Below are 16,995 nucleotides of genomic sequence, written 5' to 3'. Positions count from 1 at the left end.
GTCAGCCATGCTGCAGGCCGGGTGTACGCTCGGCCTGCTGTTCATAGCCTGAGTGATGATCGGCCAGGAAATCCTGCGCCGATGTCACCACGCACAATCCGGCCAGCGCAAGCACGCAGAAAAGGCTGGAAAGTGTCAGTTGCGGGCTCATTTCTGCGGACTTCCTGTGGACTGCCCATGGGCAGGATCGGGTGTGTATCGCAATGCAACATTTCACATTGCAACCGGTTCCCGTGTTCTCATGCCTTTCCCTTTCCGGCCACTGCGCCTAGATTGATGGCGTGAGACAATCGACCAACGACATTCTGCCCAACGGCCTGCGGATTCGCACATGAGCGGGGCGCGCCGTTCGATGGATTGGGGTTTTCCCCGCTGGCGGCCCTATGGTGCGTCGCAGGAAGCCACCAATGTGCGCATCTGCGATCGCCATGGGTGCGAGGAACCCGGCAATTGTCCGGCGCCCAAATCGCCCAACAGCCGCGAACGGTGGTATTTCTGCCAGAAGCACGCGGCCGAATACAATTCGAAGTGGGATTATTTCGAAGGTCTGGACAAGGCCGAGAAGGAAGAACGCGCGAACACCGAACGTCAGGAAAGTGCGGGCTATGCCGAAAGCGCGCATTACGGCTGGGCGGGATCGGGCGACGGTTCACGCACCGCGGATGAAATGCGTGCGCTCGAAGTGCTGGGCTTGGAATCCGATGCGGATTTCAATGCGGTCAAGAAGGCCTACCGCGCGCGTGCCAAGGAAGTTCACCCCGATGTAAAGCCCGGCGATGCCGAGGCGGCCAAGCAGTTCCAGCTGATCCAGACCAGTTACGAAGTGTTGCGTGCGGCCGAAGAACGCCGCGAGTGGCGCGGCTGACGTAGTTTCCTACTTCGCGCAGGCGTGACAGCGTGCGCCCATGAGCCGCCTGACCATCATCACTGTTGCTGAAGCAGAACCGGCTGGCGGGGGGCCGTTTTCCTGTTCAGGACAGTGTCTCATGTGTCTCCTACACCCTGTGATGCAGGGTTGTCGTTCCACCACGGAACGTCGGTAAAGGGCCGGACGTCGATTTCGTGGGTCCAGCAGCTACGCGGCTGGTGGGCAAGATGCCAATAGGTATCGGCCAGCGCGGCGGGGTCGATCACGCCATCGCGGCCCTTGGCGTGCTTGAACTCCTCGAAGCGGTCGCCCAGCAGCTTGCCAAGCGTGTCGGGCGCGTTGACCGCTCCGTCGACTACGACATGCGCGACATGGACGCCCTGCGGCGCGAATTCGGCGTTGAGCGTCTGGCACAGCATCCGCCGCCCGCCCATGGCTGCGGCATGGCTGTGTTGCCCGGCATTGCCGCGAACCGCTGCGGTCGAAGACGTCACAAGGAACGTGCCGTGGTCCCCCGTCCGCGCACGGCTGACCATGTGAGGGAACAGGGCATGCGCCAGTCGGAAGACCCCGTAGGTGCCCAGTCGCCAACCGAGCTCGAAGCGGCGGTGCGGCGTGTCATCCAGCGACCGGTTCCCGATCTGCGCGCCGAGATTGTAGAGCGCTGTCCGCACCGGCCCAATGTCGCGTTCGGTGCGTTCGACCCAGTCTTCGATCGTGCCGTCCTGCGCTGCATCAAGCAGCGCTCCGCTGGCCGATCCGCCCGCAGCTTCGATCTGACGGACAATGCGGGCAAGGCCTTCGCCGTCACTTCGCCGCGCCAGCACGGCATGATACCCCCCCGCGGCAAAGCGTGCCGCGGCCGATCCGCCGATCCCGGCTCCGGCGCCGAGCACGAGAAACACCGGTTTGCGGCGATCAGTCATGGCCTTCTCCTTCAATCACAGGTGTCAGATCAGCGCGGCTATACCCCATACCACGCCCACGATCAGCACGACGCCCGCCAGATCCAGTACGGCACCGGCCTTGACCATCGCATCGATCCGGATACGGCCCGTGGCCCAGGCAATGGCATTGGGGCCGGTGCCTGCGGGCAGCATGAAGCCCCAACTGGCCGCCAGCGCCGCCGGCATGGCAAGCAGCACCGGATCAGCGCCCAGCGCCACGACCAGCGCGGCTATCACCGGGATGATCCCCGTGGCGGTGGCGACATTGCTGGCAAATTCGGTCACCAGGATCACCAGCGCGACCACGGCAAAAGCAACCAGCACCAGCGGCCAATCCGCCAGCGGAAGCAGCGCCTGCCCGACCCAGCCTGCAAGACCCGAAGCCTGCATGCCCCCTGCAAGCGCCAATCCCCCACCGAACATGAAAATGACGCTCCACGGTGCACGTTCGGCCTCTTTCCATTCGAGCAGCGTGCGGCCCGTGCCATCAGGCAGCAGGAACAGCGCCAGCGCAGCGATCACTGCGATGGTGCCATCGGTCCAGGAACCGGGCGGCAGAAGCGGAGCAACCAGTGGCTGCGTGACCCATGCGGCAAAGGTCAGCGCAAACAGCGGAACCAGCCGCTTTTCCGGCGTGGTCCAGACAGCGTGGCTGGCAATGGTGGAGCGCGCAGCGGCGATGTCGAACGGGTGGCGGTCCACATCCAGAACGCGGGCCACGATCCACGCAGCTAGCGGCACGCTGAGCACTACCAGCGGCACACCGTACAATGCCCATTCGGCAAAGCTGATGCGAACGCCCGTAATTTCGTCCAGCAGACCGACCGCAATCGCATTGGTTGGCGATCCGACAATGGTGCCAAGTCCGCCGATACTGGCCGCAAAGGCGATCCCCATGGGCAACGCGCCTGCCAGACCATCCTGCGATGCGGGAGGCGCGGGCATGGCGTCGCCATCTGCGGCCGCGCCGCCTTGAAGTACCGCCAGCGCCATCGGCATCATGATCAGCGCGGTCGATGTGTTCGATATGAACATCGACAACAGCGCCGCAGCGATCATGAAGGCCAAGAGCAACCGCCGCGCACCGCCTTGCGCGCCAACCATCCGCAGAATGGCAAGGCTCAAGCGGCGGTGCAGCCCGGTGCGTTCGATTGCGAGCGCGATGAATGCTCCCCCCAGCAGCAGGAACAGGATCGGTGAATAATAGGTGCTCGCTGTCGCTTCAGCCGTGGACACCCCGGCAAGCGGCAACATCAGAAAGGGAAGCAGCGCGGTTACAGACAGCGGCACCGCCTCTGTCATCCACCACGCTGCCATCCAGACCACCAGGCCTGCAACCAACCAGGCGCCCGCAGTCATGCCCGCAGGCGGGGCAAACGCGATCGTTGCCGCAAGCGCCAAGGGGCCAAGAACAAGGCCGATCCGGCGCGGTGTCATGTCTGTGATAGTCCCCCGGATACTGGCCCCTTGTGCCACCTATCAGCACTGCGCACAGGCCTGCAAGCCTGCCGCATCGCTGCGAAATGGCAAGTGGCACAGCCACGCGGGTCTAATGGATGGACAATCGGCAGCGCACAAGCAAACGGGGCAGATCTTGCGATCCGCCCCGCTGTATGTCTGTGCCGATCAGGCGCGCTTACTTGGGCGACAGCACCATCAGCATCTGACGGCCTTCGAGCCGCGGGAAGGCTTCGACCTTGGCGACTTCGGCGACGTCTTCCTGCACCTTCTTGAGCAGATCCATGCCCAGGTGCTGGTGCGCCATTTCACGCCCGCGGAATCGCAGCGTGATCTTCACCTTGTCACCGTTTTCGATGAACTTGGTCACGTTGCGCATCTTCACGTCATAATCATGCGTGTCGATGTTGGGCCGCATCTTCACTTCCTTGATGTCCTGGGTTTTCTGCGTCTTGCGCGCCAGGTTGGCCTTCTTCTGCGCTTCGTAGCGGAATTTGCCGACATCGAGGTATTTGCACACCGGCGGGTCCGCATTGGGGGACACTTCGACGAGGTTCAGGCCCTTTTCATTGGCCTGCTCAATCGCTTCGCGGGTGAACATCACGCCCAGGTTTTCGCCTTCGTCATCAATGACGCGGACCTTGGGGACGTTGATCATGTTATCAAATCGAGGGCCGCTTTTTACGGGCGGGGCCATCGAGCGCCGGGGTGGACGTGATATGGGGTGTTCTCCTGTTGTGGCTTACGTATTGCGCGCTCCATAGTGCGAAACGGGGGCGAGCGCTAGGTGGAGTCTTACGCAGCGCTCTGCCAAAGCTGAAAGCGCGCCAGTTTCCCGCTTGCAGGCACCAGTGCATCTATCCGCCGCGACGGTTGAAGCGCGGTCAGGATTTCGGGCGCGCCTGCATCCATCCCGCCCGTCAGCGTGCCAAACGCCGGCAGGATCATTCGTTCGGCCCCCGATGCGCCGCGACCCATAACTGCGCAGGGGCGGGCGATGTGGCGGTTCTTGACACTGACGCGAAGCTTGGGGTGGTAATGCCCCGACATCTCGGGCGCGGTCTCTCCGCTGCGGGCTTCGTGGCGCAAGGTGATGCCGCCCAGCGTCAGTTCGGGCAGGATGGTCCCACCGAACCCGCGCGGCAACGCTTCGTCATGGTTGCCGGTGATCCACACCCAGTCGAGCGCCCGGGTCAGCGCCTCCAGCATCCCGGTGCAATGTCCGTCCAGCCGCAATGCGCCCGCATCATCATGGAAGTTGTCCCCCAACGTAATCACCCGCCGTGCGCCGGTGATCCGCACCGCATCTGCCAACCGTTCCAGCGTGTCGCGGCTGTCGTACGGTGGCAGCATCTGGCCGCGCTGGGCAAACCAGCTGGCCTTTTCCAGGTGCAGATCGGCCACCAGCAGCGCACGTTCGGCAGGCCAGTAAAGCGCGCGCCCCTGACCGAGCGCCATTTCATGCCCGGCAAAGGCGAAGGGGGCGAACATAGCGCGAACCATGCGCTGCAACTGGCGGGCGCAGCGCGATTTGGCAAGGCCTTTGCGCACACAGATGCGGTTGACTTGATCAATGTCAAAGCGGATGGACACAGGCTGTGGCACCGCGAAGGACGGTCATCACGCGACGGGGATGTTTATGAAGGATTGGACAGGTCACACGGACCGCGCACGGGTTTGGTTCGAAGATCTGCGGAACCAGATTTGCGCGGAATTCGAAGCTATCGAACGTGAAGCGGGTTCGGATGCCGCGTTTCAATACACCCCCTGGAACCGCGAAGAAGAAGGCAACCCGGACCCCGGTGGCGGGGTGCAGGGCCTGATGAAGGGCAAGGTGTTCGAAAAGGTCGGCGTTAATATCTCGACCGTGCGCGGCAGCTTTGCCAAGGAATTTGCAGGCTCAATCAATGGCGCAAGCCCGGATGCGCCGGGGTTTGTTGCCACAGGTATCAGTCTGGTTGCGCACATGACCAATCCGCATGTCCCTGCCGTGCATATGAACACGCGCTTTTTGACAACGACAAAGGCCTGGTTCGGCGGCGGAGCGGATCTGAACCCCCCAATTCCGTATGAGGAGGATACCGCCGCTTTTCATGACGCGATGAAGGCGGCCTGCGATCCGCACGGGGCCGATTATTACGAACGCTATTCGCAATGGGCGGAGGAATATTTCTACATTCCCCATCGGCAGGTCGGGCGCGGTGTTGGCGGTATTTTCTGCGATCACCTCGAATGCCCCGATGACGTCGCCTGGGCGCGCAACTTCGAATTCATCAAGGATATCGGAAAGCAGTTTCTTGCTGTCTATCCTGCAATTGTCCGCAAGCGGATGAATCAGCCCTTCGACGCGGCCGATGAGGCGCGGATGTTCGAATACCGAGGTCGCTATGCCGAATTCAATCTGGTCTACGACCGCGGCACGATCTTCGGATTGAAAACCGGCGGCAATATCGACGCAATCCTGATGAGCCTGCCGCCCCGCGCCACTTGGTCGTAGCCAGCGGGTCGCAGCTATTCGCCTGACAGGGGTTCGTAGACCCGCACCCAATCGACATGCATGGCGACATTGCCGGCCTTGATCTTGTCAACAGTCGTTTGCGGCACCCCGTTGTAGGGCGCGGCAATGCGGCTGGTCTTGAAGGGATAGGCACCGCCCAGCGCGAAATTCAGGATCAGGTGCTTGTCATTGTCAAAGCGCCACGTGCCGTAATTCTCGACCATTGGCCGGGTGACGCGGTATGTCAGCCGCCCATCGACTTCGAACAGGACAGCATCCTTCGTCCATTCGACGGCATAGACGTGCCAATCGGTTGCATCTGTGTCCGTGCCGAAAAAGAACTTGTTCACCAGCGGGGTTTCACCCGAATAGCCGGGACCGTGCAGCGCCACGCCCGTCCAGTCCTTTTCACCGACATATTCCATGATGTCAATTTCGCCGGTGTCGGGCCACGTGCCGTTTCCAAGCATCCAGAAAGCCGGCCACACGCCTTCGGCATCGGGCATCCTGATGCGCGCTTCGATCCGGCCATAGGTGAATTCGGCCTTGCCCTGCGATTCAATGCGGCCGGAAATGAAATCGGCCTTGCGATCGGCGCGTGTGTCGATGCCGGGCCGATAGACAGGACGCAGCACAAGCACGCCGTTGTCGGCCCCGTCGATGCCGTGGGCAAACTGGATCGTGTCCGGGCTGTCGGTGTAGGCCTGCTGTTCGTTGTTGACCCAGAAATCCATTCCCACCACGTTCCACTTCGAACGATCCAGCGCCGGATCGTCGAATTCGTCGGCAAATACCACCGTGCGCGTGGAGGGGGCGGTGGGCGCTTGGGCTTCCTGCGCGACGAGGCTGACTGCGAAACATGCCGCGATGGCAGGAAGGATCGATATCATTGCGGCAGCGCGCATGGGGGGTCTCCGATTGGCTTTGCAGTGAATAGCACGGCCTGCGTGCCATGCCAGAGCGCACAGCGCAATTTGCCGGCCTTGCACTTGCTGCTTGCCCGCAAAGGGCGGGGGGCACATATTCCATCCGATGTTGCGCCAATACGAACTGGTCGAGAAGGTTCTCGAATACGATCCCGACGCTGACGAAGCGATGCTGAACCGTGCCTATGTGTACACGGTGCAGAAGCACGGCAGTCAGAAGCGCGCCAGCGGGGATCCCTATTTCAGCCATCCGGTCGAAGTCGCCGGGTTGATGACCGATCTGAAGCTCGATCAGGCCACCATCATCACCGCATTGCTGCACGATACGGTCGAAGACACGCTTGCCACCATCGACGACATCGAAGCGCATTTCGGCCCTGAAGTCGCCCGTTTGGTGGATGGTGTCACCAAGCTGTCCAAGATCGAGGCCATGCCCGAAAATGAACGTGCCGCGGAAAACCTGCGCAAGTTCCTGCTAGCCATGTCGGAAGATATTCGCGTGCTGCTGGTCAAGCTGGCCGACCGGTTGCACAACATGCGCACGCTGCATTTCATCAAGTCACCTGAAAAACGCCAGCGGATCGCGCGCGAGACGATGGACATCTACGCTCCCCTTGCCGAGCGCGTGGGCATGTATGAATACATGCACGAAATGCAGGCGCTGGCGTTCCGCGAGCTTGAGCCTGAAGCGCACACCACCATCGCCCACCGGCTTGATCAGCTGCGCAGCCAGGATGGCGGGCAGGTTGATGCGATCGCGCTGACGATGAAACAGCGGCTGGCCGAAGCGGGGCTCAAGGTCGAGGTGTATGGGCGCGAAAAGCATCCCTTTTCGATCTGGCACAAGATGGCCGAACGCCATGTCAACTTCGAACAGGTCACCGATATCATGGCGTTCCGCGTGCTGACCGATGACGAAGGCGATTGCTACCGCGCACTGGGCATCCTGCACACCACCTGGCAGTTCATGCCGGGGCGGTTCAAGGACTATATCTCAACCCCGAAGTCCAACGGCTATCGGTCGTTGCACACATCGCTGATCTACGAAAATTCGATGCGGGTCGAAGTGCAGATCCGCACCCGCGAAATGCACCGGCGCAATGAATTCGGTCTTGCTGCGCACTGGGCTTACAAGCAGGGCGACAGGCCCGATGGCGAAGTGGGATGGCTGCGCGATCTGATCGAGATCGTGGATGCCAGCCACGATGCCGAAGAACTGCTCGAACACACCCGCATGGCGATCTATCAGGATCGCATCTTTGCCTTCACCCCCAAAGGCGCGCTGTTTCAGCTGCCCAAAGGCGCGACCGCGGTGGATTTCGCCTTTGCCGTCCATACCAATCTGGGGCTGCAAACGGCCGGGGTGAAGATCAACGGGCGGCACGTGCCGCTGCGCACACCGCTGGCGAACGGCGATGTGGTTGAGATTATCAAGAACCCCCACGCCTCGCCCCAGCTTGCCTGGCTGGCATTCGTCGTCACCGGCAAAGCCCGCGCTGCGATCCGCCGTGCCGTGCGATTGAAAGAACGCGCCGAGGTGGCAGAAATCGGTTCCAAGCTGTTCGACGAAATTGCCGTTCGCGTACCTGCGCGCATCGGCAAGAAGGCGATCCGCGCCGCTTTGGAACGGCTGGGCATGGAAGAACCCGATGATCTGATGTACGCGATCGGTGCAGCCAAGATCGCCGACCGCGAAGTGATGGAAGCGCTGGTTCCCGGATGCACCGCCGGAATCGAGGAAGACGAACATTGGGAGCGGCGCGAACGTGCCATTTCCATCCGCGGGCTTACCCCCGGTGTCGCCTTCGATCTGGCGTCCTGCTGCCACCCTGTGCCCGGCGACCGGATCGTAGGCATCCGCCGCAAGGGCGACACGGTGCTGGTGCACGCGATTGACTGCATGGAACTGGCCAGCGGCGAAGATAGCGACTGGATCGATCTGGCGTGGGGCAACCGTTCAGTGGGTGCGGTTGGAAAGCTGTCCGTGACGATCTACGACCGTCTGGGCACCCTGGCCGAAATGGCGGGCATCTTTGCCCAGAACAAGGCCAATGTGCAGACGATGATCCAGGCGCAGATCGACCATCCGTTTGTCACCTATGATGTCGAAGTTGAAGTGCAGGATGTGGCGCACCTCAATCGTATCGTATCGGCGCTGCGTGCCAGCGATGCGGTGGCACAGGCCGATCGGCAGTAGCGTGGGGGTTATCGGCCTCGATCACGTTCAGATCGCCATCCCGGCTGGCGGCGAGGATCAGGCACGCGGCTTCTACGCCGGGCTGCTCGGCATGACCGAAGTGCCCAAGCCCGCCAACCTGTCACCCAGCGGCTGCTGGTTCACCGGCGGCAGCGTGGCGCTGCACATCGGCGTCGATCCCGATTTCCGTGCCGCAGCCAAGGCGCACCCGGCGTTTCTGGTCGATAACCTGGAGGGTCTGCGCATCCGGCTGGAGGTCGCCGGCTGCCCGATCCGCGAAGACAAGCCGGTCGAAGGCTATGCGCGGTTCTTCACGCAAGACCCCTTTGGCAACCGCATCGAGCTGATGGAGCGCACCTAGCCTGCGTCCGCGACCCGCCGCACCGGCACGCGGATGTTGCAGATATCCGCGCCGCCGGCCGGTGCGATGAAGAACGGATCGCGGCGGTTGGCGATGGCCTCGGAATAGGTCGCGAAGGTATCGCCCTCGGTCGAGAGGTATTCGAACGCGGGCTGCTCAGCGGGGGCCAGATCGCTCGCCACCCGCACCGACAGGATCGGGGTGCGCTTGCCCGCTTCCTCGGCAGTGTAGAATCCCAGCGCGCCCGACCCGCGCGGCAGCGAGGAGAGGTGCTCCATCCCCTCGATCACCCGGCCGACCAGCGCGATATTGCGATCAAGATGCCGCGGTGCATGGCCGATCACGGTATAAAGCTCCGCGCCCGAGCCGGTATCGGGCGAATAGTTCCGGCCGACGCCGACCATGCCGTAGCAGTGGGTGGGCCAATCGCGCTGATGATCCCGCGCCACGGGCCACCCGCCCACAAAGCCCGTGAATTCGGCATAGGCATCGCCTCTCGGCCTATGTGTTTGCATCCCGTTTCGTGCCGGGCGCTCATGGCTGGTGATGAGGCTGGTCGGCGCACTGTAATCCGCCTCCGTCATCACCCTCAGCCCCTCGGGCAAGGGCTTCGGCTTCCCAGTCGCTTCCGGGTTGTCGTAATTGGGATCGCCCCACTGGGTGACGTAATTGTCCTGCACCCGGTTGACCGAGATGCCGTCATACCATCCGGCGCGCGCGAACAGGCGGATGTTGTGCACCCAGCCTTGTGAAAAGGGCGCTGGCATCAGCTGGATCACCACCTGCCGCGGCTTGCCTTGGGCATCGGGGGCGAGGGTCATCACCAGCAGATCCTCCGCTGGGATCGCCACCCAATCGGTCTTGGGCGCAGCCGCCACGATCTCCGACGGCGCCGGAGCGCCCTTTGGCTCCTCCTGAGCATATGCGGGCAGGGCAAGGGCGAGCGCAGCCGAAGCCGCCATAAACAATGATCTCATACCCACATTCGTGCCACCACGCGCCTTGCGAAGCAATCCATTCGCGGCTATCGGCGCGTGCTTGCCCTAGCAGGCAGACGGAGCGGTGGCCGAGTGGTCGAAGGCGCACGCCTGGAAAGTGTGTATACGTCACAAGCGTATCGTGGGTTCGAATCCCACCCGCTCCGCCAACGACCTAATCCCGAACATCACCAATGCCTACGGCGCCGGTGATCATCGGCGGTCGCGTGTTCTTTTTAAGCACCGCTTTGAATACGCCGCCGCACGATCTAATCAGATATTGCCCTGTTCGTCTTCGGGGACATTATCATTAGGGCCGTAGTACAGCGCTGCGCATTCGGCTTTGAGACAGCCGCCTTCGATGCTCAGGTCATTGCGGTAAGCGTCCTGGATGAAATCCACCGTGTCGAGCGTGCGGTCTTCGAAATACATCCGGTGCACATCATCGCGTCCTGCGCCATACACGATGCGCGTTACCTTGGCCCAGATGCTCGCCATGGTACACATGCCGCAGGGTTGCAGCGTGGAATACAGCGTCGCGCCGCGCAGTTCCATATCGCCCACCTCGGCACCGCCTGCCCGAAAGGCACAGATTTCCGCATGGGCGGTGGCATCATTGTCTTCGGCGGTGCGATTGGTTTCGGCGGCCAACACCTTCCCATCGCGGATGATCATTGCGGCAATCGGGGTGTCTGAAGGATCCGTGCCCTTGGATTTGGCAAGTGCGATGGTCTTGCGCATCCAGCGTTCATCATCAGGCGTCATGCATCGATCCCCTAATTGCTACAGCCATCAACGCAGCAAGCCGCGAATGGGGTCCGACAAAGCCACGCCTTAAGGCGCAGAGCCATCCATTGGCCTTCATCTTACAAAAGAACCGCCTGCGACCCGGTGGGTGCAGGCGGTTTTTGTAAATTAAGCGATTAAGCCAGATCGCGCACCTTGGGTTCGCGATGCCAGTGGCGGATCGGGCCGACGCCCATGAAGTCTTCCGGATCGACCACGCCGTCATCGGGCTCGATGTTAGCCTTGGGCAGCAGATGCTGACGCGTGCCGCCGCAAGCGCCGATGGTCTTGCAATGGAACCAGGCATCGGCAAACCAGGCAACCGCGCCAACATCACCTGCCAGCTTTTCCGCGCGTTCCGGCATCAGAATAGCGACAACGGCATCAAACATGACCGAAGGCGTTCCGGCGAGTTGCCCGTCGGCTTTCAGGCTGCCCCCCTTCACCTTGAGCGGGCCGATCTTGGGTGCGACGAGAAATGCACTTCCGCCTTCCTTTTCGATGTCGGAGACCAAGGTATCGATCGCTTCCTTGTTCGAACCTTCGTCGAAAAGAATGCCGACCTTGCGACCCTTGAAAGTGGGCTTGCTGCCTTTCTGGATCGACAGCGCGTCCGATGTTCCAAGATCGACGGGCGCCTTTGCGGCCTTCGCCTTTTCCGGCAGATCGATGCCCAGACCATCGGCGACGCGCTTGGCAAGGTCTTCATCAATGTTGCGCAGCCGCGCGATGACCGCAGGCGGAACGTGTTCAATTGCGACCTTGGACAGCTCGAACACGATGGCAGAGGCGATGTGCGCCTGCTCATTCTCGGTCTGGGAAAGGTAGAACATCCGCGCCTGGCTATAATGGTCGGCAAAGCTTTCCGCGCGTACCCGCAGCTTTTCGGTAGGATCATTGCGTTCAGCGTTTTCCCGGAACGAACTGAAGCCGGTTTCCGGGCAGGCCCGCGGCCCTCCGTCTTCACCTGCCTCGGCGAGCGAATTGGGCTCGTAATTGGCGCGGCCGGTGGGAACCAGCGTCTGCATCATGCCGTCGCGCTGCATATTGTGGAACGGACATTTGGGCGCGTTGATGGGGATCTGGTGGAAATTGGTCGTGCCAAGCCGCGACTTCTGCGTATCGAGATAGCTGAACAAACGGCCTTGCAGCAGCGGATCGTTCGAGAAATCCATCCCCGGCAGGATATTAGTAGGCAGAAACGCAACTTGCTCGGTTTCGGCGAAATAGTTGTCAACGTTCCGGTCCAACGTCATGCGCCCGATGATCTCAACCGGGATTTCTTCTTCCGGGATAAGCTTGGTGGCATCAAGGACATCGTAAGGCTGCTTGGCGGCCCATTCTTCGTCGAACACCTGAATGCCCAAGTCCCACTGCGGGAAATCGCCGGCATCAATCGCTTCCCACAGATCGCGGCGATGGAAATCGGGATCGGCGCCCGCAATCTTCACGGCTTCGTCCCACGTGGTGCTTTGAATGCCGAGCACAGGCTTCCAGTGGAATTTTACAAACTTGCCTTCACCCTCGGCATTGATCAGCCGGAACGTGTGGACGCCAAAACCTTCCATCATGCGAAGCGAGCGCGGGATACCGCGGTCGGACATCGCCCACATGATCATGTGCATCGATTCCGGCATCAGGCTAACGAAATCCCAGAACGTATCATGGGCGCTTGCCGCCTGCGGGTAGCCGCGGTCGGCTTCCATTTTGACGCTGTGAATAAGGTCGGGGAACTTGATGGCATCCTGAATGAAAAACACAGGGATGTTGTTGCCAACCAGATCCCAATTGCCTTCTTCGGTGTACAATTTCACCGCAAAACCGCGCACATCGCGCGGCGTATCAACGCTGCCCGCGCCGCCCGCTACGGTCGAAAAACGGGTGAAGACAGGGCAGGTCGTGCCCTTTTTCTGGAACAACCCGGCTTTGGTAAGTTCAGGGATTGCGCGGGTCACTTCAAACGTACCGTGCGCGCCTGACCCGCGGGCATGAACGATCCGTTCGGGAATGCGTTCGTGGTCGAAATGGAAGATTTTTTCGCGCAGCACGAAGTCTTCAAGCAGAGTGGGGCCGCGTTCTCCGGCGCGCAGGGAATTCTGGTTGTCTGCAATACGATGACCGTGATTGTCGGTCAGATGCGCCATTCCGGCGCCATGATCGCCGCCGGACGGTATATCCTGATGCACTTCGCCCGCATTGCCGGTATTATGGGCAAACTTCGCTGATCCGCTTCCCTGCTGATATTCGCGCAAGGAGTTCCCGGTTGCAGGAGACGTTTCTGAGGGGTTTTTGGAATGTGACATGATTGGTTTCCTGATGGGCGGGACAGCGAAAGATGACCCGGCCGCGCGGCCTTCAAAAAGATGCGCGCAGCCGGGCCGGAATTATCAATCGTACTTGTCAGCCAGACGATCGGTCATCCGCTCGCCTTCGCGGATTTCGCCGAGTGCAGTCTGCACGACCGAACGGGTCGCCGGGTCGAGATCTGTGCGCTTCAGAACTTCTTCGAACTTGTCGGCGAGGTAATCTTCGCCTTCTTCGACACGCTCGACCGCCGCCTTGTCGCCGCTTTCAAACAGGTTGGTAATATCAACCCACAAGCGGTGCAGGCCGCCTGCCGCGGTTCCCTTGGTGACGAGTTCGCCGCCGATGCGGCTCAATTCGGTGTTCAGCGTGTTGAGCGTGTTCTGGCGCTTGGAAGCCTGTTCAGTCAGCACGCGCTTCAGTTCGGGGGACTTCGCTGTTTCAGCAGCTTTGCGATAGCCTTCGACTGAATCGTAGGTCGTGTCGATCAGGGTTTCGAGCGCGGTTTTGTTGGCATCCATTGCGTTTCTCCATATCGTGGATTTCGCCGTCTCAGTTCAAGACGGCGTTGCCGGACAAAAGTGCGATTGCGCGGGCAATGTTCCATTCTGATGGCCAGTTCGACCGCTTGAGACACACACGGGACAGGCCGTTACCGACAGTCCTTTTTGGAGTCTGCGGAAACGCTCTGTCCATTTGCTGATTGCATTGATGCTGCCGCTTCGCGATGGAGTGCGGGGGCCATGAACTTGTTCTTTATCTTGCTGTTTGCCGTGGTGATGGCGTTGCTGTGGCGGCGGACCACGACGCTTGAACGCCAAATTGCCGCCTTGTCCGAACAACTCGATATGTTCCGGTCATCGAGCGTACGGCCTGCCACGCCGATCGAGCGCGGTTATGATATGCCTATTGCGGATGATGATGCGGCTATCGCCGTAGATCAGTCTGTCACAGAGCCAAGCGTGTCACACACCGCAAGTGTCCAGGCCGTTGCGGTTACGGATACAATCTCGCAACAGGCAGCCGATGACATTGAACCTGTAAGCAATAAGCGTGCTCGCCGGTTGTCCTTCGATTTTGAAGACATCTTTGGCCGCCGCCTGCCGATCTGGGGCGGAGGTTTTGCCTTGGCGATTGCAGGGATCTTCCTTGTCCGCTTTTCAATCGAAGCTGGCCTTCTCACCCCTGCGGTGCGGGTGGCGCTGAGCTTCGTATTCGGCCTTGTCATGCTGGCGGCGGCGGAAGCCGCGTTCCGGCTGGATCAAAAACTGGCCGATCCGCGGGTTCGCCAGGCCCTGTCTGGCGCAGGGCTGGCGACACTATATGGCGCTTTCTATCTGGCCGGTACAACCTATGGCCTTATCGGTGCAGGGGCCGCGTTTGTCGGTCTGGCAATCGTGACGGCGGCAGCGATCGGATTGTCTTTTCGGTTCGGCTTGCCAAGCGCGGTCATCGGATTGGTCGGGGGCTTTGCCGCTCCGCTGCTGGTGGACAGCGATAGTGCGAATGTGCCCCTCCTTTCATTCTATCTCGCGCTGATCACTGGCGGATTGGCATGGAGCGGGCAGGCACAGGCGCGAAGCTGGCTGAGCTATGGTGCGCTGGCTGCCGGGCTCGCATGGGGCGTGCTGATGATGATCGCGGGGACTTCGTCCTTTGCGGATCTGGCGGCGCTTGGTTTGTATCTGATCGTCTTGGGGACCGTGCTGCCTGCCTTCCTGCATGCCCGTGGCGGGCCAAGCCTGCCGCATCTTGTGGCTGGGGGCATGGCAACCTTACAGATGGCGGTGTTGGTAACGCAGGCCGGTTTTGCACCGCTGACATGGGGGCTTTATCTGCTGATCGGCGCGGCTTTGGCCGGGCTGGGATGGCGGTACGATGCTCTGCGCCTTGGAACATTGGTGGCTGCCGGACTGGGCCTGTGGCTGATGATAATCTGGCCCGAACCAGACACGCTTTGGTTCGTGGTGGTGGGATCAGTGCAGGTCTTGATCTTTGCAGGAGTGCCGCTGGCCCGCCTCTGGTTTGACCGGGCCGGCTTGCTGGATCTGGTTCAGCTCTCGGCTGTCAGCGTGATTGTCGCGATTGCCAGTTTTATCCGGTATGGCGATGGATTGGCAGATTTGGTGATGCCGCTGCTCGCCGCGACGTGTGCCACCCTTGGGTTGCTTCCGGTGACAGCGTCTGTGCTGCTGTGGCAGCGTGGGAAGGAGTTGCAGACCCGCAATATGGTATCCGTATTGGCGCCGGGAGCGTTGCTTGGGTTTGCCGCCCTGCTGCTTGTAACCCCGGCGTGGCTGGCCCCTGTGATGGCGCTGGCTGCCGTCATTCCCCTGCTTTGGTGCCATGCTCGCCGCGATGCACCGGCTTTGCTTGGCACCGCATGGGCAGGCGCTGCAATCACGGTGCTAACGCTGATGGTGACACCGGCCTTTGCAAACGAGTTCAGTCATCTGGGCGGTCTGTCCGAGCCCATCGATATTCTGCATGCCCTAATGCGCTGGTCTGCAACAGCGGCGCCGTTTGTGGTCCTGGCCGTAATCGGGCGGACAACGGCGCACCGGCGCGTTGCAGAAGCGGTCGCAGCCGCGTTGGCTTACGGTGTGATCGCGCAGGCATTGCCAGATGCGGTGTTGGCCTGGGTTGTCGCTGCCGGGTGCATCGTCATGTTCCTGCGTTTTCCATCGCGCTGGGCTGCCTGGGTCGTGGCGCTTGCGATAGCCGCAGCGTGGACGATCGTTCCGCTGGCGGGCTGGCTGAGCGCAGGAATAGCGGCACTGGCCGGGCAGCCGTTTCTGGGCAGTTCTGCGATGGACCCGGTCAGCCTTGTACAGCGGATCGTGCCGCTTTGTGCTGCGCTCGCAGTGATTGGATGGAAGGGTTATGCCGCGCGGATCGATATCCGCATGGTTGTGGCGGCAGGGTTGGGCGTAATCGCTATCGCTGCAGTGCACAGCCTCTACAAGCAGCTGTTTGCCATCACGACACTTTACCAGTTTGAACTTTATGGCATGGGCGAACGGTCAGTGTGGCAAGTGCTTCTGGTGGCGGGGGCCTATGGCGCAGCGCAAACTCTACCCGTCGCTGTTCGGCGAATGGCATCCTCGGGCCTGGTGATCGCTGCCTTGGTCCACTTTGTCTGGTTTACCCTGACGATGCACAATCCGCTGCTCGGTGTGCAACATGTCGGCCCCACGCCAATCGCCAATTGGTTGAGCCTTGCATACAGCACCGCGATCGCGGCGCTGTGGCTGGGCCGCAGGCAATGGCCAGCCGCGCCCTCAAGCGTGTATGCGGCAAGCGACGCGGCGATGATGGCTCTTATCGCATCGTGGGCCTATTCACTGCTGCGACAGGCGTTTGCAGGATCAGTCTTGACTGCGACCAATGTGGGCCAGACCGAAAGCCTGCTGATTTCACTTTTGGGGATCGTGCTCGCGCTTGGCTACCTGTGGTGGGGATCGTGGCGCTGTGCCCGCAGTTGGCGGATCGGTTCGCTGGTGTTGATGCTGGCTGCGGTCATCAAGGTGTTCCTTGTCGATGCGGCCGGGCTGGAAGGATTGCTGCGCATCGCAAGTTTCATGGCCTTGGGCTTTAGCCTGATTGGCATCGGGTGGATTTATTCGCGGCAATTGTCGCGTCGTTTTCCAGCTGAAGACATGCCGTAGCGGCAA

General features: G+C 61.2%; 15 protein-coding genes and 1 tRNA gene. 6 read left to right on the top strand and 10 right to left on the bottom strand.

Features of this window, described 5'->3' with window-relative positions; genetic code table 11:
• Nucleotide 1 precedes the first annotated feature (1 nt).
• Entirely contained in the window at nt 2-151 is a 150-nt protein-coding gene (locus tag SJY33_RS08735) for a hypothetical protein (RefSeq protein WP_379922376.1), read from the bottom strand.
• Between the two features lie 180 nt (nt 152-331).
• Here SJY33_RS08735 and SJY33_RS08730 point away from each other — a divergent pair, with 180 nt between their 5' ends.
• Nucleotides 332-865 (top strand): J domain-containing protein, encoded by a 534-nt coding sequence (locus SJY33_RS08730; RefSeq protein ID WP_379922375.1) that lies wholly within the window; start codon nt 332-334, stop codon nt 863-865.
• A 119-nt stretch (nt 866-984) separates the two neighbouring features.
• Here SJY33_RS08730 and SJY33_RS08725 read toward each other — a convergent pair whose 3' ends face one another.
• The 4 genes from SJY33_RS08725 to pdeM all read right to left on the bottom strand — a co-directional run bounded on the left by SJY33_RS08725 (nt 985) and on the right by pdeM (nt 4,764).
• The gene (locus tag SJY33_RS08725) at nt 985-1,794 is read right to left on the bottom strand and encodes an SDR family NAD(P)-dependent oxidoreductase (protein ID WP_379922374.1); all 810 of its coding nucleotides are present in this window, start codon (nt 1,792-1,794) and stop codon (nt 985-987) included.
• Between the two features lie 24 nt (nt 1,795-1,818).
• A complete protein-coding gene (locus SJY33_RS08720) occupies nt 1,819-3,252 on the bottom strand; it encodes an SLC13 family permease (RefSeq protein WP_379922373.1) in 1,434 nt (477 codons plus the stop codon).
• 199 nt (nt 3,253-3,451) lie between these two features.
• Nucleotides 3,452-3,970, bottom strand: coding sequence for a translation initiation factor IF-3 (gene infC / locus SJY33_RS08715; protein ID WP_379922372.1), 519 nt, complete (start codon nt 3,968-3,970; stop codon nt 3,452-3,454).
• Between the two features lie 98 nt (nt 3,971-4,068).
• The gene (gene pdeM, locus SJY33_RS08710) at nt 4,069-4,764 is read right to left on the bottom strand and encodes a ligase-associated DNA damage response endonuclease PdeM (protein ID WP_379922371.1); all 696 of its coding nucleotides are present in this window, start codon (nt 4,762-4,764) and stop codon (nt 4,069-4,071) included.
• 148 nt (nt 4,765-4,912) lie between these two features.
• On the opposite strand from pdeM, the gene hemF reads away from it, so the two are divergent.
• The gene (hemF, locus tag SJY33_RS08705) at nt 4,913-5,770 is read left to right on the top strand and encodes an oxygen-dependent coproporphyrinogen oxidase (protein WP_379922370.1); all 858 of its coding nucleotides are present in this window, start codon (nt 4,913-4,915) and stop codon (nt 5,768-5,770) included.
• Between the two features lie 14 nt (nt 5,771-5,784).
• On the opposite strand, the gene SJY33_RS08700 is transcribed toward hemF, so the two are convergent.
• Complete coding sequence (locus SJY33_RS08700) at nt 5,785-6,675, bottom strand: family 16 glycosylhydrolase (protein WP_379922369.1); 891 nt, start codon at nt 6,673-6,675, stop codon at nt 5,785-5,787.
• A gap of 127 nt (nt 6,676-6,802) precedes the next feature.
• Between SJY33_RS08700 and SJY33_RS08695 the strand changes: the two genes are divergently transcribed.
• Together SJY33_RS08695 and SJY33_RS08690 are read left to right on the top strand one after the other, a co-directional pair.
• Nucleotides 6,803-8,893, top strand: coding sequence for a RelA/SpoT family protein (locus SJY33_RS08695; protein WP_379922368.1), 2,091 nt, complete (start codon nt 6,803-6,805; stop codon nt 8,891-8,893).
• Between the two features lies 1 nt (nt 8,894).
• A complete protein-coding gene (locus tag SJY33_RS08690) occupies nt 8,895-9,254 on the top strand; it encodes a VOC family protein (protein WP_379922367.1) in 360 nt (119 codons plus the stop codon).
• Here SJY33_RS08690 and SJY33_RS08685 read toward each other — a convergent pair.
• Nucleotides 9,251-10,231, bottom strand: a complete 981-nt coding sequence (locus SJY33_RS08685; protein WP_379922366.1) for a peptidylprolyl isomerase — start codon at nt 10,229-10,231, stop codon at nt 9,251-9,253. The genes SJY33_RS08690 and SJY33_RS08685 overlap by 4 nt on opposite strands.
• Before the next feature lie 79 nt (nt 10,232-10,310).
• Between SJY33_RS08685 and SJY33_RS08680 the strand changes: the two genes are divergently transcribed.
• Nucleotides 10,311-10,401: transfer RNA gene (locus SJY33_RS08680), tRNA-Ser, on the top strand.
• A gap of 103 nt (nt 10,402-10,504) precedes the next feature.
• Here the strand turns inward: SJY33_RS08680 and SJY33_RS08675 are convergent.
• The 3 genes from SJY33_RS08675 to SJY33_RS08665 all read right to left on the bottom strand — a co-directional run bounded on the left by SJY33_RS08675 (nt 10,505) and on the right by SJY33_RS08665 (nt 13,842).
• Nucleotides 10,505-10,996: a nucleoside deaminase gene (locus tag SJY33_RS08675; protein ID WP_379922365.1), complete on the bottom strand. Its 492-nt coding sequence runs from the start codon at nt 10,994-10,996 to the stop codon at nt 10,505-10,507.
• Between the two features lie 158 nt (nt 10,997-11,154).
• Nucleotides 11,155-13,320: a catalase gene (locus SJY33_RS08670; RefSeq protein ID WP_379922364.1), complete on the bottom strand. Its 2,166-nt coding sequence runs from the start codon at nt 13,318-13,320 to the stop codon at nt 11,155-11,157.
• Between the two features lie 84 nt (nt 13,321-13,404).
• Entirely contained in the window at nt 13,405-13,842 is a 438-nt protein-coding gene (locus tag SJY33_RS08665; RefSeq protein WP_379922363.1) for a PA2169 family four-helix-bundle protein, read from the bottom strand.
• 222 nt (nt 13,843-14,064) lie between these two features.
• Here SJY33_RS08665 and SJY33_RS08660 point away from each other — a divergent pair, with 222 nt between their 5' ends.
• The gene (locus SJY33_RS08660; protein ID WP_379922362.1) at nt 14,065-16,989 is read left to right on the top strand and encodes a DUF2339 domain-containing protein; all 2,925 of its coding nucleotides are present in this window, start codon (nt 14,065-14,067) and stop codon (nt 16,987-16,989) included.
• The last annotated feature ends 6 nt before the right edge of the window (nt 16,990-16,995 follow it).

The organism is Erythrobacter sp. R86502 (assembly GCF_042466465.1).
Taxonomy (GTDB): Bacteria; Pseudomonadota; Alphaproteobacteria; order Sphingomonadales; family Sphingomonadaceae; genus Erythrobacter.
Note: the sequence above shows the minus strand (reverse complement) of the source record. Positions and strands in the feature narration are given on the sequence as shown.